The sequence below is a fragment of the Chryseobacterium amylolyticum genome (genome assembly GCF_051011775.1).
In the GTDB taxonomy this organism is placed as follows: Bacteria; Bacteroidota; Bacteroidia; order Flavobacteriales; family Weeksellaceae; genus Chryseobacterium.
This window is the reverse complement of sequence record NZ_JBPCHX010000008.1, coordinates 36,846-58,607: the sequence shown is the minus strand read 5'-3', so window position 1 is coordinate 58,607 and position 21,762 is coordinate 36,846. Positions and strand designations below refer to the sequence as shown.

Here is a 21,762-nt window from a genome sequence, read left to right as displayed (position 1 = left end):
CTTATTGGCCGGAATTTTGTACATTTAAGTAGACCTATAAACCCAAATGCTGTATGAAAATCTTTTCCAAACTGATGGCTGCTATCTGTTTTATCTGTACAATCATCATAAACGCCCAGAATAATTACCCTCAAAACTATTTCCGTAACCCGCTGAATATTCCCATGCAGTTGGCGGCTAATTTTGGTGCTATCAGGACGAACCATTTTCATATGGGGCTGGACTTAAGAACCAACAGTCAGGAAAATTTACCGGTTCTAGCTGCGGCAGAAGGCTATGTAAGCAGGATAAAGGTAGAAAGATATGGTTTCGGTAATGCAATATACATCACTCATCCCAACGGTTATACCACAGTATATGCTCACCTGAATAAATACTTTGGTAAGCTCGATGAATTTGTAAAGGAAAAGCAGTACAAAGACGAAAAGTGGGAACAGGATATTACTTTTCAGCCCGGACAGTTTCCGGTAGAAAAAGGACAACAGATTGCATTGAGTGGAAATACCGGAGGATCTGCTGGTCCGCACCTGCATTTCGAAATAAGAGATACCAAAACGGAAGAATGTCTTAACCCTTTATTGTTTGGATTTAATATTCCGGATTCTGTAGCTCCCATTATCAGTGGATTGTATTGGTATGACCGCAGATTCAGTACATATGAGCCAGGAGCGAACGGAATTGCAGTGAAAAAAGTAGGGGGTATTTACACTGCAGATGTTATAAGAGTCAGTTCACCGAAGATAAGTTTCGGAATTAAGGCTGTGGATAAAGCCAATCAGGGATTTAATCTTGGGATTTATAATGCAGAACTATTGATGGATGGTAAGCTGATGTACAGTTTTAAAATTGATAAAGTACATTATGATGATACCCGATATATCAACGGTTGTATCGATTATACGAAATTCATCAGAGACAAAATGGGGATTCAGCATTTGTCTGCTTTGCCGGGGATGAAACTGCAAAATTATAGTGTGTCTGATCTTTCAGGAATTATCAATCTTCAGGATGAAGATGTTCACAATATCGAAATTGTTGTAAAGGATGTAAAAGGTAATACCAGCAGGCTAGCCACCAAAGTCCAGTTGAGCAATGCACGAACAGGAATTGCATCTTCAGGTAAAACAGTTGTGCCTAATGAAGGAAAAATGCTTACAACCGAAAATGCAGAAATCATTTTCAGTAAAAATGCGTTCTATGATGCTGTAAATTTCAATGCCTATGAAAAAACATCCGCTCATCCGGATGCGGCTTCGAACAGTATTGTTTTACATAATCCATATATTCCGGTTCATGATGAATATATTTTGAAAATAAATCCCAACAGAAAATTATCCAATACAGAAAAAGACAAAGCTGTTATTATTCTTGATTACGGGAGTGATAAAGATTTCGTAAAAGCAAAATGGAATGCTGACCGGGCAGAAGGACAGTTCAACAGATTGGGTACAGCGCAGTTGGTGATTGATAATACTTTGCCATCCGTTTCGCCAGGTTGGAATGAGGGTGCTTTGATCAGCAGCAGCTCTTTGAGACTAAAGGGAACCGCAAAAGTGGGAGATATTGTTTCATTCCGGGCTGAACTGGACGGAATATGGCTGAGATTTGCCCGTGTAAAAGATGATTTTGTGTATGTCTTTGATGAAAAATGTCCAAAAGGGTCCGGTTCTCATACTTTAAAAGTAACCACCATCAATACTGCTGGAAATACAAACATACAGACCTTTGCCTTCCGGAGATAAAAGCTATGGTAGAAATCTTGAATACATTTTACATGAATACATCTTACAATCATGTAATTTTAAATAAATTTGCTTTTTAAAAATTAAAATCATTGGAATTTCATCCGTCAATTGAGAAAGCAGGGATTCAGGAAATCAAAAAATTTCAGGAAGTAAAACTTCATGAGCTTTTGGTTTACCTGGAAAGCCATTCGCCTTTTTATCAGAAGCTGTTTAAAGAAAATAATATTAATATTGCCGATATTCTTACGTTGGAAGATCTTCAGAAGATTCCTACCACCACAAAGAATGATCTTCAGCAGCATAATCATGATTTTTTCTGCATAGCACCTGATAAAATTGTTGATTACAGTACCACTTCCGGAACATTGGGAGATCCTGTGACATTCGGATTGTCTGATGGTGATCTTGAAAGACTTGCTTACAATGAAGCCATATCATTTGCCTGTGCAGGAATTCAGAAAGGAGATGTTGTGCAGATGATTACAACCATCGACAAACGTTTTATGGCAGGACTTGCTTATTTTTTAGGCTTAAGAAAAATGGGGGCAAGCGTGGTGAGAATGGGACCGGGAATTCCTGAACTGCAGTGGGATTCTATTTTCAGATACAAACCGAAATACCTGATTACAGTGCCTTCTTTTCTTTTGAAAATGATTGACTATGCCGAAAAACATGGGTTGGATTATAAAAATTCAAGCGTGTATGGAGCCGTATGTATTGGAGAAAGTATCAAAAATCAGGATTTTACAGATAATATCCTTTCACAGAAGATCAAAGAAAAGTGGGATATCAAACTTTTTTCCACCTATGCTTCTACCGAGATGAGCACCGCTTTTACAGAATGTGAGTTCCAGATCGGAGGACATCACCATCCGGAGCTGATCATCACAGAAATTCTGGATGATGAAGGCAATCCCATAAAAGAAGGAGAGAGCGGGGAGCTTACCATTACAACTTTAGGGGTGGAAGCCATTCCTTTATTAAGATTTAAAACAGGAGATATTGTAAAAGCTCACCATGAGCCATGTCAGTGCGGAAGAAATACGATGAGGTTAGGACCTGTGATAGGAAGGAAACAGCAGATGATCAAATATAAGGGAACAACATTGTATCCACCGGCAATGAATGATATCCTGAATGATTTCAACAATATCTTATGCTATCAGATTGTTATTCAGGCCAACGAAATTGGACTAGATGAAATTATCATCAAATTAAGCACAGAAGAAGAGCATGAAACCTTTGTAAATGAAGTAAGAGATCACTTCCGGGCCAAACTAAGAGTAAGCCCGAAAATTGAAATTATTGATTTTGATATTCTGTCTAAAACAGTTTTTAATCCAAGCAGCAGGAAACCTATTACTTTTATTGATTTGAGATAAAATTTAAAATAAAGAGTCAATAGAACTTTCTTTTATAATATCTTTGGGTTCTTAAAATAAAAGCTAATACCCTATGAAAAAATTATTATTGCTGGTCTTTTTAGTTATAATGACAACAGCTTTCGGACAGGAGAAAATGAAAATAGTTGCCGGAAGTCTGGGGGTTTTGAAAGATCAGACCGAAGTAAATGTTGAGGTAAAATTTGAGAATGTATTATTTATGAAAGAAAATATTACAGAAGCTCAGTACCTTGAAAACAGAAAAAAACAAGTTATTGAAAATCCTAAAAGAGGCGAAGAAGCCTGGAAAAAATGGATTGAAGAATGGGAAAAATACAAAAAGGAATATTATGTGGATTATTTCGCAAAAGGACTGAATAAAACTTACAAAAATATTTCATTTAAAAAAGATGCAGCCGCAAAATATACCCTGTTGGTAGAGACAAATTGGATTTTTCCTGGCTGGCATGCCGGAATTACAGCAATGACTGCCGAAATAACCGGGAAAATAAAACTGGTGGAAACCAATAATCCTTCTACAGTTTTAGCTGAAATAGAACTTAAAAAGTTTGATAAATTTGTGCAAAATAAAGAATTTGTAATGGAGTATGGAAGAATAGCATCAGCTTATGAATCTGCCGGAAGGTATTTGGGAAGAGAAATCAAAAAATCTTTAAAATAACAAAAAACGGTCTGAATTTTCAGACCGTTTTTTTATGCTTGATTTTGTTGTTCCTGTTTTTCCAGCTTGATGAGGTTCGCAAGATTTTTAATCACTGTATCATGTTTCTTTACGAAAGGATTGTCTTTGTTCCAGACATAACCCGCTAAAACTGCACATATCTTTTTCTTTACATCAGGATTTTCCGGCTGATGAAAGAATAACTCCTGAAGATTTCCGGTATACCACTCTTTTACATAGGTAGTGAAAACATCCACTCCATATAAAATATAGTCTGTGTATTCCTTCTGCCAGTCAATTTTTTCTCCATTAAGCTGTCTCAAGGCAAGTTTGGCGGCCAGCATTCCTGATTCTGTGGCAAAAGCCATTCCTGAAGAGAAAACAGGATCAAGGAATTCAGATGCATTTCCCGTTAAAGCAAATCCGTCTCCAAATAAACTTTTTACCGAGCAGGAATAATCTTTCAAATGTCTTGGTTCAAAAAGGAAATCTACATTCCCGAAACGCTTTACATAATAATCGGAAAGAGAGATTGCTTTTTTTAAGGCTTCAGTGGTATCTCCGTTTTCAGATAACTTGTCAATATATTCAGTAGGGCCTACAATCCCTAAACTTGTGTTTCCGTTAGAAAAAGGAATGACCCAAAGCCATACTTCTGTTTCGATGATGTCAAAAGAAATTAAAGTTCCTTCCTCTCCAGGCTCCCTGTTAATGTCATGTACATGAGAGAAAATAGCAGAGTGGGGAGATAGTTTTGAAGGTTTTTCAAGGTCCAGTAAACGGGGCAATACTCTTCCATAACCGCTGGAATCGATAACAAATTTAGCGTGGATCTCTTTCGTTTCTCCATCTTTATTTCTTACTGTAGTCACAGAATCTGTTCCGTCAAACTTAATATCAATAACTTCAGTCTCAAATTCAAGATCAATTCCTTTATTAATCACTTCCTGAGCAAGCGTATTGTCAAAATCAGCTCTGGGAACCTGCCATGTCCAGTCCCAGCCTTCCCCGAATTTGTTGCTGAAATCAAAAATGCAGATTTCGTCACCGCGAAGAAAACGCGCACCAAGCTTCTTTTCAAAGCCCATTTTGTCCAATGCAGGGAAAAGTCCGGCCTCGTCAAAGTGGTCCATTACCCTCGGAATTAAGCTTTCTCCCACTACCAGTCTGGGAAATTTTGTTTTTTCGACTACTTTCACGTTGACGTTATTCTTCTTTAAGTATGAAGAAGACACGCATCCGGAAGGTCCGGCTCCGATTACAAGAACGTCAACAAATTCTTTGCTCATCTTTGATTTTTTATTTTAATAATAACTTTTATCTTTGCCGCAAAATTAGTGACAAATAATTAATATTTTACAAAATTATCAACTATTACTTTTAATTGATGAAAATAAATAACTTTTTAGAACTGAAAGACTTTCAAAAAATTATCATTGAGAATGAAAAAATAGAACTGGATGAATCGCTTTTATCAAGAGTGGATAAAAGTTTTCAGTTTTTAAAAGAGTTTTCAAAAAATAAAGTAATATACGGTGTGAACACTGGCTTCGGCCCGATGGCTCAGTTCAAGATCAGTGACGAAGATACACACCAGCTCCAGTATAACCTGATCAGAAGCCATTCTTCAGGTATCGGAAATCCTTTACCTGCGGAAGAGGTAAAAGCATGTATGCTGGCGAGACTGAATACCTTGTCACTGGGAAATTCAGGAGTACACCAGTCTGTAATTTACCTTCTTCAGGAGCTCATCAACAGGGATATTATTCCGTTGATATTTGAACACGGAGGGGTAGGAGCAAGCGGAGACCTTGTTCAGCTTGCCCATCTGGCTTTGGTCCTGATCGGAGAAGGAGAAGTATTTTATAAAGGAGAAAAAAAATCAACCAAAGAGGTCTTTGAAACAGAAGGCTTAGAACCGATAAAAGTAGAGATCCGGGAAGGTCTTGCTTTGATGAACGGAACTTCCGTAATGTCCGGAATCGGTATTGTAAATGCTTATAAAGCCAATCAGCTGACAGATATTTCCCTCAGACTTTCGTGTGCAATCAATGAAATTGTACAGGCTTATGATGATCACCTGTCAGAAGCATTGAACGGAACAAAAAGGCATTACGGCCAGCAGAAAGTGGCAGAAAGAATGCGTGCTCATCTGGCGGACAGTAAACTGATCAGAAAAAGAGAAGATCATCTTTATACACACTTTGAAGAGCAGGAAAAAGTATTTAAGGAGAAAGTTCAGGAATATTATTCTTTAAGATGTGTTCCTCAGATCTTAGGTCCGGTACTGGACACGCTGGAATATACGGAAAAAGTTCTTGAAAATGAGATCAATTCAGCGAATGATAACCCGATTATCAATGTTGAAGATCAGCATGTTTACCATGGAGGAAACTTCCATGGAGATTACATTTCCCTGGAAATGGACAAGCTTAAAATTGTGGTTACCAAATTGACAATGCTCGCTGAGAGACAGTTGAACTATCTTCTGAATGCCAAGATCAATGAAATTTTGCCGCCTTTTGTAAATTTGGGTAAATTAGGTTTCAATTTCGGGATGCAGGGCGTGCAGTTTACAGCAACTTCCACTACGGCAGAAAGTCAGATGCTGTCAAATTCTATGTATGTTCACAGTATTCCGAACAATAATGATAATCAGGATATCGTTAGTATGGGAACCAATGCAGCAGTGATTTGCAGAAAAGTAATTGAAAATGCTTTTGAAGTATTGGCCATTGAAGCGATTACCATCATTCAGGCTATTGAATATCTTGGATTCCAGGATAAGGTTTCATCATCTACAAAAGAATTGTATGACGAAATCAGAAAAATTATTCCTGCCTTCTCAGACGATATGGTGATGTATCCGTATCTGGAAGAAGTAAAGGAATATCTGAAAGGAATGTAACTATTAGCTGTTATGGATTGTCTCTAAAATAGATATCCGGCATCAATTAAAAAAACTAAAAACGATATAAACACTAACGCATGAAATGTGCAATTGTAACAGGAGGCTCCAGAGGGATCGGGAGGGCAATCTGTATAAAACTGGCTGAAGAGAAAAACTATCACATCCTTATCAACTACGCTTCAAACGAAACCGCAGCCAAAGAAACATTGGCTAAAGTGGAAGAACTTGGGGCTACGGGAGAAATCCTTAAATTTGATGTAGGGAATACCGAAGAAACACAGGCTGTTTTAACAGCATGGCAGGAGAGAAATCCTGATGCAGTAGTAGAAGTGATTGTCAATAATGCGGGAATCACAAGAGACGGTCTCTTTATGTGGATGCAGAAAGAAGACTGGAACAGTGTAATCAATACCAGTCTGGACGGATTTTTCAATGTGACCAATTTCTTTATCCAAAAGCTGCTTCGCAACAAATACGGACGAATCATCAATATGGTTTCAGTATCCGGAGTAAAAGGAACAGCCGGCCAGACGAATTACTCGGCCGCAAAAGGGGCTTTGGTAGGTGCTACAAAAGCCCTTGCACAGGAAGTTGCCAAAAGAAATGTTACCGTAAATGCGGTAGCTCCAGGTTTTATCAAAACAGATATGACTCAGGAATTCAATGAAGAAGAGCTGAAAGCAATGATCCCGGCCAACAGATTCGGAGAAGCAGAAGAAGTGGCAGATCTTGTCGCATTTTTAGCATCTAAAAAATCATCCTACATTACAGGGGAAGTGATTAATATTAACGGAGGAATTTACTCATAAATAATCTAACAATATGCCAATGTATCGGTGTACCAATGTTGATTGATGTTAATGAAAATATTGTTACATGGCTAGACTGATACATTGTTAAATTCAATATAAACAAATGGAAAATAGGGTTGTAATTACCGGGATGGGAATTTATTCCTGCATCGGGACGTCTTTAGAAGAGGTCAGGGAATCCCTATATCAAGGAAAATCCGGTATTGTTTTAGATCAGGACAGAAAAGAATTTGGTTTCAGATCAGGTCTTACTGGTGTGGTTCCAAAACCGGATCTTAAAAATCTTTTGAACAGGCGCCAGCGTGTCAGCATGGGAGAAGAAAGCGAATATGCCTATCTGGCTACCATTGATGCATTGAAGCAGGCGAATCTGGACGAAGAATTCCTGGATGCCCATGAAGTGGGAATCTTATACGGAAATGACAGCGTTTCCCAGGCTGTTGTAGAATCTATCGATATTGCAAGGGAAAAAAAAGATACAACATTGATGGGATCGGGAGCGATCTTTAAATCAATGAACTCAACGGTAACCATGAACCTTTCTACGATCTTTAAGCTGAAAGGGATCAATCTTACCATCAGTGCAGCGTGTGCAAGCGGTTCGCACTCATTGGGACTGGCTTATATGATGATCAAAAATGGTTTTCAGGACATGATCATCTGTGGAGGAGCTCAGGAAACCAACAAATATTCCATGGCGAGCTTTGACGGACTGGGAGTATTCTCAGTCAGAGAAGATGAGCCTGCAAAAGCTTCCAGACCTTTCGATTCAGGAAGAGACGGGCTGATTCCAAGCGGAGGTGCAGCCACCCTGATTGTGGAAAGCTTGGAATCCGCTCAAAGAAGAGGAGTACCCGTTATTGCTGAAATTATCGGTTATGGTTTTTCTTCAAATGGAGGTCATATCTCCACACCGAATGTAGACGGCCCTGCTCTGGCCATGGACAGAGCATTAAAGCAGTCAGGATTAAACGCTTCAGATATCGATTATATCAATGCTCATGCAACTTCTACCCCGATTGGTGATGCCAATGAAGCAAAAGCTATTTATGAAATTTTCGGTAGCGAGGTTCCGGTAAGTTCTACCAAATCCATGACCGGACATGAATGCTGGATGGCGGGTGCAAGTGAAGTTATCTACTCCATTCTGATGATGCAGAATGATTTCGTTGCTCCGAATATTAATCTGGAAAATCCTGATAATGAGGCACAAAAGATAAATTTGGTCACAAAAACAAAAAATCAAAAAATTGATGTATTTTTGTCGAATTCTTTTGGGTTTGGGGGAACCAATTCTGCACTAATAGTTAAAAAATTTGATTAAAAACATGGAAAGGGAAAAAATTGTTGCTATCGTTAATGATTTTCTGGTAAACGAATTCGAGGTAGACGGAGACGAAATCAGTAATGATGCCAACCTTAAAAATACACTGGGCTTGGACAGCCTGGATTATATCGACATGGTAGTCGTGATCGAATCCAATTTCGGGGTGAAATTAGGAGAAGCAGATTTCAAGAAAATGGTAACATTTGATGATTTCTATACAACGATTGAACACAAGATTGCTGAAAAAAACGCTTAGTTATTGAGTCAATCTTTATTCTATAAAATGTGCCAATGTAATAATATCACAGTGCTTCAGTAATGAACACAACAAGGTATGATTACATTGGTTCTCTGTTATATTAAACTGGATTATGAACAAGTGGAAAGGTAAATCTAAAGGAACAGTGCTCGGATACAGGATATTCGTCTGGTGTATTAGAAATATCGGAATCAGAAGTTCATACGGAGTGCTTTATTTTGTAGCAGCTTATTATTCTCTGTTTCAGAAAAAAAGCAACCAATATATTCTTTATTACTTCCGGAAAAGGCTGAATTACGGATACTGGAAATCTAAAGCTTCCATCTTTAAAAGCTATTTTACCTTCGGAAAAGTTCTGATTGATAAAACAGCGATCTCTGCCGGACTCAGAGAAAAATACACCTATGAATTTGACGGTATTGAAAACCTCAGAAACCTTTTAGCAGCTAAAAAAGGAGGCGTACTGATCAGTGCGCATATCGGTAATTTTGAAATTGCAGAACACTTCTTTGCGGATATCGACTTCGACTGCCAGATCAATCTGGTGACCACAGATCAGGAAGTGACGGTGATAAAAGAATATCTGGAAAGTGTTGCTGTAAAGAAGAGTAACATCAAGTTCATTTATGTTAAAGACGATATGTCGCATATCTTTGAGATCAACAAGGCTTTATCCGAAAATGAACTGATCTGTTTTACCGGAGACCGGTATTTTGAGGGATCCAAATATCTGGAAGCAGAACTCTTGGGGAAAAACGCAAAATTTCCGGCTGGCCCGTTTTTGATTGCCTCAAGATTGGGAGTGCCTGTTGTCTATGTTTATGTGATGAAAGAAAATAATCTTCATTATCATCTTTACGCCAGGATTGCTCAGAATATCAAAAACCGTGATTCGCAGGGGCTTTTACAGTCTTATGTACAGAATCTTGAAGCTATGGTGAAAAAATACCCCCTTCAATGGTTCAATTATTTTGATTTTTGGGATGATGTTGATTAATTTTTCTATTTTTATCCCGTAAAAACTAACGAAAAACTAAAACCATTAAGATGTACCGAGAATTAAGATGATTAAAAAATATTTCCGAAAATTTTCTTTGCTTACAAGACAAAGTAAGCTTTAAATATCTTAAATTCCCTGTTTCTTAATTATATTAAAGCACATTCTCTTTTGAAGAAAGAATATGACATACTTGTAATCGGCAGCGGATTGGGAGGTCTTGTTTCGGCTCTTATTTTGGCGAAAGAAGGTATGAAAGTATGCGTTCTTGAGAAAAATAACCAATACGGAGGAAATCTGCAGACCTTTTCAAGAGATAAGCTTATTTTTGATACAGGAGTCCATTATCTCGGAGGCTTATCCAAAGGGCAGAATCTGAATCAGTTCTTTTCCTACCTGGAAATTATGGATCATCTTGAGCTTCAGCTGATGGATGAAGACGGGTATGACAGGATCAGTTTCGGTGATGATGAAACAGAATATCCGCACGCACAGGGCTATCAGAATTTTGTGGAGCAGCTTTCCAGATACTTTCCCGAAGAAAAAGAAAACCTTGAGAACTACTGCGAAGAGATTCAATATGTCTGCAGCCAGTTTCCAAGATATCATGTGGTAGGGAAAGACCATTACAACGAAGAAATCCTGCACCTCAATACCAAAAGATTCATTGAATCTGTTACCCATAACAAAAAACTTCAGTCGGTTCTGCTGGGTTCCAATTTTTTATATGCCGGAGACTCTGAAAATGTACCTTTTTATGTACATGCCTTAACAGTAAACTCTTATATCCAGAGTGCCTACAAATGTGTAAAAGGAGGCAGCCAGATTTCTAAGCTTCTGATCAGAAAACTTCGCGAATATGGGGCAGAAGTACACAAACATTCTGAGGTTTCTGAATTTGTCTTTAATGAAAATAATGCATTGACGTCCGTAAAAACAAAGACAGGAAAAGAATATGCCGCAAAACAATTTATTTCCAATATTGAGATCCGTTCCACCATTAAGCTGATAGGCGAAGAAAGATTAAAGAAATCCTTTCTGAACAGAGTTTTAAGCTGGAAACCGGTTTCATCCTGCTTTAGTGTTTATCTGGTTTTAAAACCTCACAGCCTTCCGAATTTTAATTACAACAGATATCACTACTCATCAGAAGACCTGGTGTGGAATGCATGCCAATACCAAAAAGAATCATGGCCGGAAACCTATATGCTCTCATCCACGCCTTCAAAACATTACCCTGATTTTGCAGAAAGCCTCACCGCTATTTCCTATATGGATTTTGAGGAGGTGAAAGAATGGGAAAATACTTTCAATACCGTAGCAGATGAACATGAAAGAGGTGAAGCTTATGAAAAATTTAAGCTTGAAAAGACCGAGAAAATGCTGGATGCGCTGGAAAAGAAAATTCCTAACATAAGGCATGCCATCAAAACAATATACACTTCTTCTCCGTTATCTTACAGGGACTATATAGGAAACTTTGAAGGAAATATGTACGGATACATGAAAAGTTCTGAAAATCCTCTTAAAACAATGGTTTCCCCCCGTACCAAAATTGATAATCTGTTTCTGACAGGACAGTCTGTTAATATGCACGGGATTTTAGGAGTAACCATCGGAGCTTTTAATACCTGTGCGGAGATTCTTGGAAAAGATACAATAGATATGAGGTTGGCACAAATGATTAATAAAAACTAAAAGTGAAAAAAACTAATACCATATATTCATCCTGTAAAAGAACGCTTCTTTATCTTACCCTTTGTTTTTCACTTACATCCTGCGGAATTTCAAAGTCTGTTCATCATATTCCTGAAGTAAAGCAATACTCATTAGAGGTTCCTGAAGTAAACAGAATCAACGACAGCACTTTCAGTTACAATCAAAATTATCTTACCAAAAATAAGCAGCAGCTCTGGGAGCTTTACATCAAAGGAAATCCTTTGCAACTTGGCTATAATAATGGTGCACTGACGCAGAGGCTGATGCAGAAGCAGGAAGAAATCTTTTTCTCAAAAGTGGAAGGATTCGTTCCATCAAAATTTAAACAAAGACTATTAAGGGGCTTTTTAAAATGGTACAACAGAAAAATGTACCTCAATGTAAGAGAAGATTATCAGGCCGAATTATACGGCTTGTCACAATACTCATCTGACCGGTATGATTTTATTGCTCCCAAATATTTAAGAAACCTTTACCTGCACGGAGCCCACGATATCGGGCATGCCATGCAGGATCTGGCCATGGTAGGCTGTACGTCTCTTGCTGTATGGAATGAAAATACGGAGGACGGAGATCTTCTGATTGGAAGAAATTTCGATTTTTATGTGGGAGATGATTTTGCAAAAAATAAACTGGTAGAATTTGTTCAGCCGGAAGAAGGAATTCCTTACATGTCGGTAAGCTGGCCGGGAATGATCGGTGTGGTTTCCGGGATGAATAAAGAAGGCATCACCGTAACGATTAATGCCGGAAAATCAAAAATTCCTTTGACGGCAAAGACTCCTATCTCCCTTGTTACAAGAGAAATTCTTCAGTATGCTAAAAATATAGATGAAGCGATTGATATTGCTAAAAAAAGGAAAGTTTTCGTTTCAGAATCTATTCTTGTTGGAAGTGCTGCAGACAAAAATGCCGTAATTATTGAGGTCTCACCTAAAAATTTCGGAGTATACAAAGTGAAGAATACCAGCAGGGTTCTCTGCACCAATCATTTTCAGTCGGATGCCTATAAGGATGACAAAAGAAATCAGAAACATATCGAAGAAAGCCATTCAAAATACAGGTATGAAAAACTGCAGGAACTTTTGCAGGAGGAGAAAAAGATCACTCCGGAAAAAATGGCTTCCATTTTAAGGAACAGATCGGGCTTAAAAGATAAACCGATTGGTTATGGCAATGAAAAAGCACTCAATCAGCTTCTGGCACATCATGCTGTTATCTTTTCGCCTCAGAAAAGACTGGTCTGGGTTTCTTCCAGTCCCTATCAGCTGGGGGAATTTGTCTGCTATGACCTGAATGAAATTTTTTCAGGAAATCCGTTACCGCAAAGTCTCCGGGCTAAAACAGAACTCAATATTAAAAGAGATCCCTTCTCAGATTCTGAGGAATTCCAAAACTATGAGCTGTCTAAAATGTATGGGAAAGAAATCAATGAGGCTGCCGATGATAAAAATACACTGTTGGGAGATGATGTTATTCCTTCCTATCAGGCCATGAATCCTGACTTTTGGTTGGTGTATTATCAATCCGGAAAATATTATTTTAGCAAAAAAGAATATTCACAGGCAAAAATTGCATTTGAAAAAGCATTGACGAAAGAAATTACAACGGTTCCGGACAGGAAAAATGTAGAAAAATACCTGAAGAAAACTTTAAACAAACTGAAATGATCCCAAAATATATAAAGCTGCTGTTCTGCGTTCCTTTTGTCATTATCATCTGCTATTCCGCGTACCTGTGTACAGTCTACAATTCGATACCTGCCACCATTCCAATTCATGGGTATGGAAATATGAAAGACAACTACGGAAGTAAAATATTTCTGGTATTTCCGGTGCTGATGAACCTGGCTGTCCTTATTTTTATCTGGTTGATTATCAGAAGGCCGGATAAGATAAAGTTTACTTTTGAAATCAATGAAAATGAAAGAGAAAAAACATATCATATCACACAGCTGGCTCTGGTAATTATTGCGATATTTGTTACCATAATGATGACGCCACTTTCATTTTCGGATGTGGTTTTTAAATAATTAATTTATGAAAAAATTTTTGACCCTGTTCTTTGTCGTATGCTTTTTATTCTCTTTTTCTCAGGACAGAAAAGAGATTGGAAATACTTTTATTAAAGCTTTACTGGTGGATAAAAATATAGAAAAAGCACATTCTTATTTTGATCCTTCGGTAGCGGGCCAGATTCCTGTGGAGCAGCTTAAAGCGATTCCGGAACAGCTTCAGGGCCAGGTTGGAGGACTGAAAAATATCCTTGAAGTGAATAACGAAGGGAATATTTATTATTACTACACCGAATTTGAAAAGACAAAACTGGATATCCAGCTTACCTTTGGAGAGAACAATAAACTGCTGGGTTTCTTCCTGGTTCCTCATAAAACATTTGAAAAACGAGATGAGAAAACAGAGTTCAGGATAAAGAGTGATGCTGTTGAACTTAAGGGGACACTTCTGGTTCCCCCTTCCAATAATAAAAAGAGACTGGTGATTTTTGTGCATGGTTCGGGATCCCATGACAGAGACGAAACAATAGGAGAAAACAAACCTTTTAAAGATATCGCCGAATATCTTTTCAACCACGGAATTGCTTCTTACCGGTATGATAAAAGGATCTATTCCTCCCCTGAAACATTCAACGAGAAATCTACGGTAGAAGATGAAACCATTAATGATGCGGTAAATGCTGCTCTTTATTTCAAAAATAATCCTGAGTATAAAGGATATGAGATTGTTATCCTTGGACACAGCCAGGGAGCCTATCTGATGCCAAAAATTGCAGAAAAGGCTCAGGTTTCGAAATATGTTTTTATGGCCGGGAATGCAAGACCCTTGCAGGATCTGTTAGTGGAGCAGTACGAATACCTTCACTCTCTGGACCAGGCGAATGTTCCGGCAGAAGCTGTTCAGGAAATAAAAAAGCAGGTTGCCTTTTTAAACTCATCCCAATTTAATTTTAAATCACCTACATCAGAACTTCCTTTAGGTCAGTCTGCAGCGTATTGGAAATATTTGAAGGATTACAATCAACTTAATGAAGTGAAAAAAATCAAGGCACCCATGCTGTTTGTACAGGGAGGAAGAGATTACCAGGTAACTGAGAAAGATTTCAATCTTTGGAAACAAACCCTGAAAAATAACAAGGCAGCAGTTTTTAAATTTTATCCTGAATTAAGCCATCTGTTTATTGCAGGCTCCGGTAAACCTTCTCCAAAAGACTACGAAATAAAAGGAAAAGTAGATGAGCAGTTTTTGGGAGACCTGACAGATTTTATCCTCAAATAAATATAAAATTGGATCATTGATCTTATGAGCCTGGAATTTTGTTTCAGGCTTTTTAATTGCTTTCCGGGCTTACTTTATTCAAAAATAAAAAAGAAGTTATTCCTGCAATCGCAGAAAAAGTAGTGCTTAAGATAAAACTGCCGATAACGTATTGCAGCAGATTGTTTTTGATCAGCTCGAAATTTAAATCCTGGTTTAAGATATCACTGTCTCCACTCACAAATGGAGCCCCCAGAAACAGAGAGGCGGCAATAATAAAAGGAATAAAAGGAGGAAGGCTCACATTGGAGGCTACAAATGCAAGGACTTTATTGAGCTTGAAAAGCACAGACAAACTGATCACAAGAAGGGTCTGGAATCCCCAGAATGGAGAAAGCCCTATAAATACTCCCAATGCAATGGAAAATGCTTTTGTACGGTTGCTCCCGTCACTTTCTAAGACATCTTCCTGTATGAATCTTTTAAAGCTTTTTTTTTTGAAATTATTCACGAAGTTTCTCGGAATAATATAAAATAAAGTAATCGTCACCAGAATTGTATTCAGAATACTGATTCTGGTAAAATCTTTGAAAGGCCTGAAATGGGAAACCCGTTCTGAAGGGTCATACAAAACCCTGATCGGAACATTCTTTACCGGAACATGCCTCCATGCAGTTCTTACAATGATTTCGATTTCAAATTCAAACTTAGGGGTAAAATATTTATTTGGAATGTTATGCAAAGGATAAAGCCTGTAGCCGGACTGCGTGTCTTCCAGCTTTATACCGGTCTCAAACCAGAACCAGAAGTTCGAAAAACGGTTTCCGAAACTGCTTTTCTTTGGAATGCCATCCTGAGACATATTCCTGTTTCCAATCAGGAGAACGTCTTCTTTTTCCTGAAGAAGAGCTTCTACAAATACCGGAATATCATCCGGATAATGCTGTCCGTCGGAATCAATGGTAATGGCATAATCAAACCCTGACTTCTTTGCGGCCCTGAAGCCTGTTTTAAGCCCGTTTCCTTTTCCTTTGTTCTCCGGTAAAGAGATTACCGTAATCTGAGGATATTGAGCAAGAATGTGTGGCGTAGAATCCGTGGAGCCATCATTGACCACAATAATACTTTCGGTGTAGTTAAGAACACCGTCAATTACCCTCTTCAGGGTTTTTTCATTATTGTAGGTAGGTATTAAAACACATATTTTCTTTTCAGAAATTGCATTTTGTACTTCAGCAAGGGACATTTTTTTATTTTAAAGTGGCTCTTTCAGCCTCTGTAATAGTTTTAGACTGCATTGCAAACCTTTTGATATAGCCCTTCAGAGCTGTATTCTGTTTGCTGTAATTATTCAGCAGGAAAGCTTTATCATCCTTCAGGCTCCCGCGGTATCCTACGATCTTTGGAATATTTTCCTGAACACTCATTCTGATCAGACGAAGCTCTGCATTGTTAGGATTACTTTTAATAATGCCTTCAAGACTTGTAGCGCCTGTCTTTACCAGAGCTTTTCTGTTGCTTTTGGCAATTTTCGCCTCCATAATCTTTGCTGCTGCTTTATATCCGGCAGTTACAGCATCAGAACCGGATTGTTTTTCCGCAGTATCAATAAAGTTTTGGGTATTGGTATTGGATTCGTTCGCCTTAGCATAGCTGTTTCTCAGCGTTTCAAGGTCAGATTGAAAGAAAAAAACAAATGCTGCTATGAATGATAGGATTAGTTTCATGATGATATTTTTTTGTAGCTTACAGACAATTTCAATGCAATAGTCTCGCCAAAAGAAGTTGTGTTTTTTACTTTAACATCCTCATTATCTTCATTAATATCAAGCTGGAGCTGTAAATCCGGAGTTTCAAAAGGATTGATGATTGCCATGAATTTTACATTCGATGCTGTTTTTAAGAATAATTTTGAACCGGTAAATTCCTCCGTAAGTTCTTTGATGATCTGCATCATACAAACACCGGGAGTGACAGGATTTCCAGGGAAATGACCTTTGAAAATATCGTGGTCTTTATTAAGATGGATATGAGCAGTAAACTTTCCGTCCTCTGTCTTCTCGTATGATGTTAAAGTATAAAAGTCTGTAAGAATGGTTTGCATGATCTTATTTTTAAGATTAAATATATCATCAGTTTCTTTCCGGAAAGCTACATTCATTTTGGGCAGTTTTCCTGAGGAAATTATTCCGTTTCAGTTATTTGAAATAGTTTTATATTGATTTTAAAGTCCTTGTGCTGCAGCTGTAAGCTATCCGCGAAGATAGGTTTTTTTGCATCAAAAGTAAAATCGATTTTTTCATTGTTATTTTTCGTGTAAACAATCTGTTTTAGCAAATTATTTTCTTTGTTAAAGAATAAATAGTAGATTTTATTATCAGTTTTGGAAAGATAAATCTTAGCATTTCCATTCTCAAAGCTTTCGCTTACCGGATATTGTCTTTTCAGCAGCTGCTGGAAATCATTTTTCAGAAAGTTGATGACAATTTTTTTATCCAGATCAGGAAGTACATAATTCAGTTTGAAATCATGGTCTGAAACTTCAAAATCAATCAGCTTATTCCCAAAATCTGACGTTAAAGCAACACGATGCGTCGTTTCATTCAGCTTTTTGATAATCAGAATACCGCTCACATGGTTTTTATAAATATCCATCTGGCATTTATACACGTAATCTTCACCGGAAGAGAAATATAAGTTTTCCACCATTCTTTCAGAAGATGAAACAGGTTTTGCTTCTGTTAACCTATAGGTTTTACAGGAAACAGCCAGGATCAGAATCAGGCTATAAAGAAAACTCTGACGCAGGAATGGAGGCATTGATCTTGGTATTTTTGAAGACAATATTTGTGGTATCTCCGGAAGCTTCAGTCATATTTACCTGGGAAACTGTAGACTGGCTTTTAGGGAAATACAGCTCGATCTGTTTGATGTATTTCAGCAATTGGGTTGTTTTAGGAACAAACTTCGCCACATTGTAATTCCCATTCTTAAAATAGGTTACGGTAAACTCAGGATCATTGAACATCGTTCCGTTGGAACTTCCCACTATCAGCTTATTGATTTTTTCAAATGTTTTGCTCTTCGCATCTACAGACGACTTTTTCCCCTGATCATTGATGTAGATCTTATTGCTTTTAAAAACAATACTGTACTGATAGGGTTTTGTATACTTCCAGCTCAGCATATTGGGTGTCTGCAGCGACATTCGGCCGTAGGTCACAATACTTTTATCCAGAAAATCCATCTTTTTGGTCTGGGTAAAATCACTCTGTAAAGTTTTAATCTCTTTGGTGTCTGAAGAAACCTTCGACACAAATGCTTTAGCTTCAGCTCCTGACATTGCCGTATTCTGGGCAGAAAAGAATCCTGAAACCAGTAAAAATGCTCCGAAAGCAATATTTTTAATCATTTCTATTTGAATTTAAAACTGTATCAACAGTAAAAGTTGAATATTTTTTATCCTCCAAAAATACTAATAAATTGGCCAGCACGCGAAAGGTCTTTTCCGAATTGTCATGAAGGAGGATAATACTGCCTTTTTTCAGGCCTTTGGTTATTCTGTTGTAGATTTTCTTTTCATCGTCAATGATGGTGTCCAGAGAACGTACATTCCATCCGATGCTTACTTTACGGGTTCTCCTGATCGCTTTCGCAATATTGGGATTGGTCACTCCGAATGGTGGCCTGTAAAGGTCAGTGCTGATATTGCCTGCATTTTTCATAACTTCATCACATCGTTTAATTTCCTCAATCATTTTTGATGTGGATAAAAAGCCTGTGGAACCGGAATGTGAAAGGGTATGATTTCCAATTGTATGGCCTTCTGCAATAATTCTCTGAAATGTCTCAGGATATTTTTCAATCTGTTTCCCGATACAGAAAAAGGTGGCTTTTACCTGATGTTCTTTAAGCAGGTCTAAAAACTTAGGGGTAAATTCAGTAGGTCCGTCATCAAAAGTAAGGGCAATTTCCTTAATTCGGGTACGTTTATGGGTGATACTGTTAACAAAATATCCCAGTTCAATATCAAAAGAACCCCAGACGACTACTGCAGAAAAAGCAAAAAAGCAAAAAAGATATACCCAAAAACTCCCATGGAACGCATAAATAAAAACGTTACAGAAAAGATAGAACAGGATGAATGGATAGTGTTTCATTGCCGGTTGTTTTATTACAAGTTTTATAGCCGTAATATTTATTGTATACCATTGTCACTCCGTAGGAGTCCACACTAATTTCTAATTTAGATTCCACGCTTCACTTCAGAACCTTGTTCGCAGACCTTTTGTCTGTGCTCTGAATGACAAATAGACCGTATAATTTCAATTTCAACAATTATGCCTTTTCCAATAATACCAGACTGTGATCATCACCTCCCAGATGATTATAAAGAAGAACGTTCTTTACGTTTTCTTTTTTCTTTGCGTTAACCATCATCACTTCCGGAATCTGCTGTTCTTTAAGGATATGACAGGCCATAAAGATTGAAAAACCACTTGCGGTATTGAACTCTCCACTCAGATGCTTGTAATACAGCTGTGCGGAATCCGGAAAGATATCCATCGCTTTTGTATAGTAAGTATCTGAATCTGCATCCCCGCTGAATCCTAAAATAACAGCATCAATATCATTAATTGAAAGGCTGTTCTTGGCTAAAAAATTCCGGATAAAATCCTGTACTTCATTCAATTCAACTTTGTTGCTGATATGGATATTCTTAAGCTGGGCATAAGAATTTTCAGTTTTATCTTTACCTATAACAAAAAAGCTGGCTCCTTCACCCCAGATCACTCCGTTGGTGGTGGAATGCAGATAATCAGCGGGAAGATCTGCTTCTTTTTTTATGGTGTTATTTAAACAGTAAAGCTCCATTGTTCTGTCAGTCTGCTCATCTGTAGAACCTACAAGAACATTTTCTGCTTCTCCGTCATTAATCTGAAGTTTGGCATCCAGTAATGAAAACTCCAGCGAAGAAGAAGTATTTACATAGGTGAAGTTGTAAGCATGACATTGTAAGCCCAGAGCAATCTGTCCTGCTACCGTGTTATGGGTAGACTGGATGAAAAAAGTAGGAGTAAGAAACTCTTCATGATTGTCAATCACGTTTTTCAGGAACTTTTCGGAATCCTGTGAGCAGCCCATTCCGGTTCCTACAATAATGGCATCCGGCTTTTCAATTCCGGCTTCTTTCAGTGCATAATGTGAGGCTACAGAACTCATTTTTACTGTTTTGGACATTCTTCTGATCATGGCAGGCGGAATAAACTCCCTGTAATTGGGTTCTATAGCCTTAAGGACGTTTGAAGAATTCTCAGGTTGAAGGTTCTGAAGGATATTTTCGTTTAAAGTGTCCTGAACGGAGATACAGGATGCACTGTTGATGTATACTGTACTCATGATTTTGAAAAAATTAGTGTGGAACAGTTTCCTCCGAATCCGAATGAATTGGAAAGTACATGATTAATGTTCTTTTCTTTCAGTTCGGTTACCGGAGTAAGATCAAACTCTTCCATTTTCGTTTTAAAATTCAGGTTAGGGAAGATAACGTTGTTCTGCAGGGCTAAAATTGAAAATACAGCTTCAATTCCTGCTGCAGCAGCCAGGGTATGTCCTGTAAATGCTTTTGTAGAGCTGAATTCAGGAACCATGTTTTCTCCAAAGATTCTGATCATGGCAATACCTTCTGATAAATCATTATTAGGAGTTGCTGTTCCGTGAACGTTGATATAGTCTATATTTTCTTTTTCCAGACCGGAGATTTTCAAAGCCTGCTGCATAGCTAAAAATGCACCCTGTCCGTTTTCTGAAGAAGCGGTCTGATGGTGGGCATCATTGGCATTTCCATATCCTGAAAGATAAGCCAGGACTTTTTTATTTTCTTTTCTGACCACTTCTTCGGACTCAAGCACTAAGAAAGCTGCTGCTTCTCCAAGGTTCAGTCCTTTTCTGTTGTTGTCAAAAGGAGTATTGTAGGAATCTGTAAGAATCATCAGGGTATTGAAACCATTCAACGTAAACTTTGAAAGAGAATCTGCTCCGCCAACAATCACACGGTCCAATACACCGCTTTTAATCAGTTTTGCACCCATCATAATAGCATTGGCAGCTGATGAGCAGGCAGTACTGATGGTAGAAACCATGCCTTTTAATCCTAAGTAACCGGCAATGGCCAATGAGGAATTTCCGGCATCGTGTGCGTCAATATATTTTTGCTTTTCGGGGAAGTCTTCGTAAGAGTAGAAGTACTTTTCAGTGATATCCATCCCGCCTACACTGGTAGACGAAATCAAGCCGGTTCTGTAACCATTGATATCTGAAATTCCTGCACTTTCTACAGCTTCTTTCGCAGCAATCATACCCAGTAAAGAAGTTCTTGTGACGTTGTTGTCTTCATCAAGATGGAGTTTCTGTACAAGCTCTTCATTGGATAATTTTATTTCACCCGTTTTAATGAATCCGGCGTGACGGGTTTCAAACATTTCGATATCTGAAATCCCATGTTTTGCGGATTGTAATGAAATAAAATTTTCCTCCACATTGTTTCCGATGGAGGAAATGATGCCCATTCCCGTTATGGCAATTTTTTGACTCATGGTATTAAATCATATAACAATGCAACAATCTAACAATACCAATAATTGCTATATTGATAC

General features: G+C 38.0%; 21 protein-coding genes. 12 read left to right on the top strand and 9 right to left on the bottom strand.

Going from position 1 to position 21,762, the window contains the following annotated elements; translation table 11 throughout:
• Positions 1 to 53: 53 nt before the first annotated feature.
• From ACR1PO_RS20150 to ACR1PO_RS20140, 3 genes are all read left to right on the top strand, one after another.
• Positions 54 to 1,742 carry a M23 family metallopeptidase gene (locus ACR1PO_RS20150; protein WP_433987956.1) on the top strand — a complete coding sequence of 563 codons (1,689 nt, stop codon included), beginning with the start codon at positions 54 to 56 and terminating at the stop codon, positions 1,740 to 1,742.
• Positions 1,743 to 1,834: 92 nt separating this feature from the next.
• Entirely contained in the window at positions 1,835 to 3,127 is a 1,293-nt protein-coding gene (flxY, locus tag ACR1PO_RS20145) for a flexirubin biosynthesis putative acyl-CoA ligase FlxY (RefSeq protein ID WP_433987955.1), read from the top strand.
• Between the two features lie 73 nt (positions 3,128 to 3,200).
• Positions 3,201 to 3,809, top strand: coding sequence for a hypothetical protein (locus ACR1PO_RS20140; RefSeq protein ID WP_332385532.1), 609 nt, complete (start codon positions 3,201 to 3,203; stop codon positions 3,807 to 3,809).
• A 32-nt stretch (positions 3,810 to 3,841) separates the two neighbouring features.
• Here ACR1PO_RS20140 and ACR1PO_RS20135 read toward each other — a convergent pair whose 3' ends face one another.
• Positions 3,842 to 5,098 carry an NAD(P)/FAD-dependent oxidoreductase gene (locus ACR1PO_RS20135; RefSeq protein WP_233334154.1) on the bottom strand — a complete coding sequence of 419 codons (1,257 nt, stop codon included), beginning with the start codon at positions 5,096 to 5,098 and terminating at the stop codon, positions 3,842 to 3,844.
• Between the two features lie 98 nt (positions 5,099 to 5,196).
• Here ACR1PO_RS20135 and flxA point away from each other — a divergent pair, with 98 nt between their 5' ends.
• From flxA to ACR1PO_RS20090, 9 genes are all read left to right on the top strand, one after another.
• Positions 5,197 to 6,717: a flexirubin biosynthesis tyrosine ammonia-lyase FlxA gene (gene flxA, locus ACR1PO_RS20130; RefSeq protein ID WP_433987954.1), complete on the top strand. Its 1,521-nt coding sequence runs from the start codon at positions 5,197 to 5,199 to the stop codon at positions 6,715 to 6,717.
• A gap of 80 nt (positions 6,718 to 6,797) precedes the next feature.
• On the top strand, positions 6,798 to 7,529 hold the full coding sequence (flxB, locus tag ACR1PO_RS20125; protein WP_332385534.1) for a flexirubin biosynthesis SDR family reductase FlxB: 732 nt from the start codon (positions 6,798 to 6,800) through the stop codon (positions 7,527 to 7,529).
• Positions 7,530 to 7,635: 106 nt separating this feature from the next.
• Positions 7,636 to 8,856, top strand: a complete 1,221-nt coding sequence (locus tag ACR1PO_RS20120; protein ID WP_433987953.1) for a beta-ketoacyl-[acyl-carrier-protein] synthase family protein — start codon at positions 7,636 to 7,638, stop codon at positions 8,854 to 8,856.
• Positions 8,857 to 8,860: 4 nt separating this feature from the next.
• Positions 8,861 to 9,115: an acyl carrier protein gene (locus tag ACR1PO_RS20115; protein WP_034692469.1), complete on the top strand. Its 255-nt coding sequence runs from the start codon at positions 8,861 to 8,863 to the stop codon at positions 9,113 to 9,115.
• A gap of 115 nt (positions 9,116 to 9,230) precedes the next feature.
• Positions 9,231 to 10,115 (top strand): lysophospholipid acyltransferase family protein, encoded by an 885-nt coding sequence (locus tag ACR1PO_RS20110; protein WP_433987952.1) that lies wholly within the window; start codon positions 9,231 to 9,233, stop codon positions 10,113 to 10,115.
• Between the two features lie 171 nt (positions 10,116 to 10,286).
• Positions 10,287 to 11,813 (top strand): phytoene desaturase family protein, encoded by a 1,527-nt coding sequence (locus ACR1PO_RS20105; protein WP_433987951.1) that lies wholly within the window; start codon positions 10,287 to 10,289, stop codon positions 11,811 to 11,813.
• 2 nt (positions 11,814 to 11,815) lie between these two features.
• Complete coding sequence (locus ACR1PO_RS20100; RefSeq protein ID WP_433987950.1) at positions 11,816 to 13,504, top strand: C45 family autoproteolytic acyltransferase/hydrolase; 1,689 nt, start codon at positions 11,816 to 11,818, stop codon at positions 13,502 to 13,504.
• Positions 13,501 to 13,866 (top strand): hypothetical protein, encoded by a 366-nt coding sequence (locus ACR1PO_RS20095; protein WP_433987949.1) that lies wholly within the window; start codon positions 13,501 to 13,503, stop codon positions 13,864 to 13,866. The genes ACR1PO_RS20100 and ACR1PO_RS20095 overlap by 4 nt, the downstream gene beginning before the upstream one ends.
• A gap of 7 nt (positions 13,867 to 13,873) precedes the next feature.
• Complete coding sequence (locus tag ACR1PO_RS20090) at positions 13,874 to 15,127, top strand: alpha/beta hydrolase (RefSeq protein ID WP_433987948.1); 1,254 nt, start codon at positions 13,874 to 13,876, stop codon at positions 15,125 to 15,127.
• Positions 15,128 to 15,179: 52 nt separating this feature from the next.
• On the opposite strand, the gene ACR1PO_RS20085 is transcribed toward ACR1PO_RS20090, so the two are convergent.
• The 8 genes from ACR1PO_RS20085 to ACR1PO_RS20050 form a co-directional block, all read right to left on the bottom strand.
• The gene (locus ACR1PO_RS20085) at positions 15,180 to 16,352 is read right to left on the bottom strand and encodes a DUF2062 domain-containing protein (protein ID WP_433987947.1); all 1,173 of its coding nucleotides are present in this window, start codon (positions 16,350 to 16,352) and stop codon (positions 15,180 to 15,182) included.
• Positions 16,353 to 16,356: 4 nt separating this feature from the next.
• Positions 16,357 to 16,833, bottom strand: coding sequence for a hypothetical protein (locus ACR1PO_RS20080; RefSeq protein ID WP_433987946.1), 477 nt, complete (start codon positions 16,831 to 16,833; stop codon positions 16,357 to 16,359).
• Positions 16,830 to 17,210, bottom strand: a complete 381-nt coding sequence (locus ACR1PO_RS20075) for an ApeI family dehydratase (protein ID WP_332385542.1) — start codon at positions 17,208 to 17,210, stop codon at positions 16,830 to 16,832. The genes ACR1PO_RS20080 and ACR1PO_RS20075 overlap by 4 nt, the downstream gene beginning before the upstream one ends.
• Positions 17,211 to 17,290: 80 nt before the next feature.
• Positions 17,291 to 17,926, bottom strand: a complete 636-nt coding sequence (gene lolB2, locus ACR1PO_RS20070) for a flexirubin biosynthesis protein LolB2 (protein ID WP_433987945.1) — start codon at positions 17,924 to 17,926, stop codon at positions 17,291 to 17,293.
• Positions 17,892 to 18,518, bottom strand: coding sequence for a flexirubin biosynthesis/transport protein LolA2 (lolA2, locus tag ACR1PO_RS20065; protein ID WP_332385544.1), 627 nt, complete (start codon positions 18,516 to 18,518; stop codon positions 17,892 to 17,894). Before lolA2 ends, lolB2 begins: the two co-directional genes overlap by 35 nt.
• A complete protein-coding gene (locus ACR1PO_RS20060) occupies positions 18,511 to 19,266 on the bottom strand; it encodes a polysaccharide deacetylase family protein (RefSeq protein ID WP_433987944.1) in 756 nt (251 codons plus the stop codon). Before ACR1PO_RS20060 ends, lolA2 begins: the two co-directional genes overlap by 8 nt.
• 178 nt (positions 19,267 to 19,444) lie before the next feature.
• Complete coding sequence (locus ACR1PO_RS20055; RefSeq protein WP_433987943.1) at positions 19,445 to 20,506, bottom strand: beta-ketoacyl synthase N-terminal-like domain-containing protein; 1,062 nt, start codon at positions 20,504 to 20,506, stop codon at positions 19,445 to 19,447.
• The gene (locus ACR1PO_RS20050) at positions 20,503 to 21,702 is read right to left on the bottom strand and encodes a beta-ketoacyl-[acyl-carrier-protein] synthase family protein (RefSeq protein ID WP_433987942.1); all 1,200 of its coding nucleotides are present in this window, start codon (positions 21,700 to 21,702) and stop codon (positions 20,503 to 20,505) included. The genes ACR1PO_RS20055 and ACR1PO_RS20050 overlap by 4 nt, the downstream gene beginning before the upstream one ends.
• Positions 21,703 to 21,762 lie beyond the last annotated feature (60 nt).

Coding starts and splice junctions, on each gene's coding strand:
- ACR1PO_RS20150 (WP_433987956.1), top strand. CDS start 54: ATGAAAATCTTTTCCAAACTGATGGCTGCTATCTGTTTTATCTGTACA.
- ACR1PO_RS20140 (WP_332385532.1), top strand. CDS start 3,201: ATGAAAAAATTATTATTGCTGGTCTTTTTAGTTATAATGACAACAGCT.
- ACR1PO_RS20135 (WP_233334154.1), bottom strand. CDS start 5,098: ATGAGCAAAGAATTTGTTGACGTTCTTGTAATCGGAGCCGGACCTTCC.
- flxA (WP_433987954.1), top strand. CDS start 5,197: ATGAAAATAAATAACTTTTTAGAACTGAAAGACTTTCAAAAAATTATC.
- flxB (WP_332385534.1), top strand. CDS start 6,798: ATGAAATGTGCAATTGTAACAGGAGGCTCCAGAGGGATCGGGAGGGCA.
- ACR1PO_RS20120 (WP_433987953.1), top strand. CDS start 7,636: ATGGAAAATAGGGTTGTAATTACCGGGATGGGAATTTATTCCTGCATC.
- ACR1PO_RS20115 (WP_034692469.1), top strand. CDS start 8,861: ATGGAAAGGGAAAAAATTGTTGCTATCGTTAATGATTTTCTGGTAAAC.
- ACR1PO_RS20110 (WP_433987952.1), top strand. CDS start 9,231: ATGAACAAGTGGAAAGGTAAATCTAAAGGAACAGTGCTCGGATACAGG.
- ACR1PO_RS20095 (WP_433987949.1), top strand. CDS start 13,501: ATGATCCCAAAATATATAAAGCTGCTGTTCTGCGTTCCTTTTGTCATT.
- ACR1PO_RS20090 (WP_433987948.1), top strand. CDS start 13,874: ATGAAAAAATTTTTGACCCTGTTCTTTGTCGTATGCTTTTTATTCTCT.
- ACR1PO_RS20085 (WP_433987947.1), bottom strand. CDS start 16,352: ATGTCCCTTGCTGAAGTACAAAATGCAATTTCTGAAAAGAAAATATGT.
- ACR1PO_RS20080 (WP_433987946.1), bottom strand. CDS start 16,833: ATGAAACTAATCCTATCATTCATAGCAGCATTTGTTTTTTTCTTTCAA.
- ACR1PO_RS20075 (WP_332385542.1), bottom strand. CDS start 17,210: ATGCAAACCATTCTTACAGACTTTTATACTTTAACATCATACGAGAAG.
- lolB2 (WP_433987945.1), bottom strand. CDS start 17,926: ATGCCTCCATTCCTGCGTCAGAGTTTTCTTTATAGCCTGATTCTGATC.
- lolA2 (WP_332385544.1), bottom strand. CDS start 18,518: ATGATTAAAAATATTGCTTTCGGAGCATTTTTACTGGTTTCAGGATTC.
- ACR1PO_RS20060 (WP_433987944.1), bottom strand. CDS start 19,266: ATGAAACACTATCCATTCATCCTGTTCTATCTTTTCTGTAACGTTTTT.
- ACR1PO_RS20055 (WP_433987943.1), bottom strand. CDS start 20,506: ATGAGTACAGTATACATCAACAGTGCATCCTGTATCTCCGTTCAGGAC.
- ACR1PO_RS20050 (WP_433987942.1), bottom strand. CDS start 21,702: ATGAGTCAAAAAATTGCCATAACGGGAATGGGCATCATTTCCTCCATC.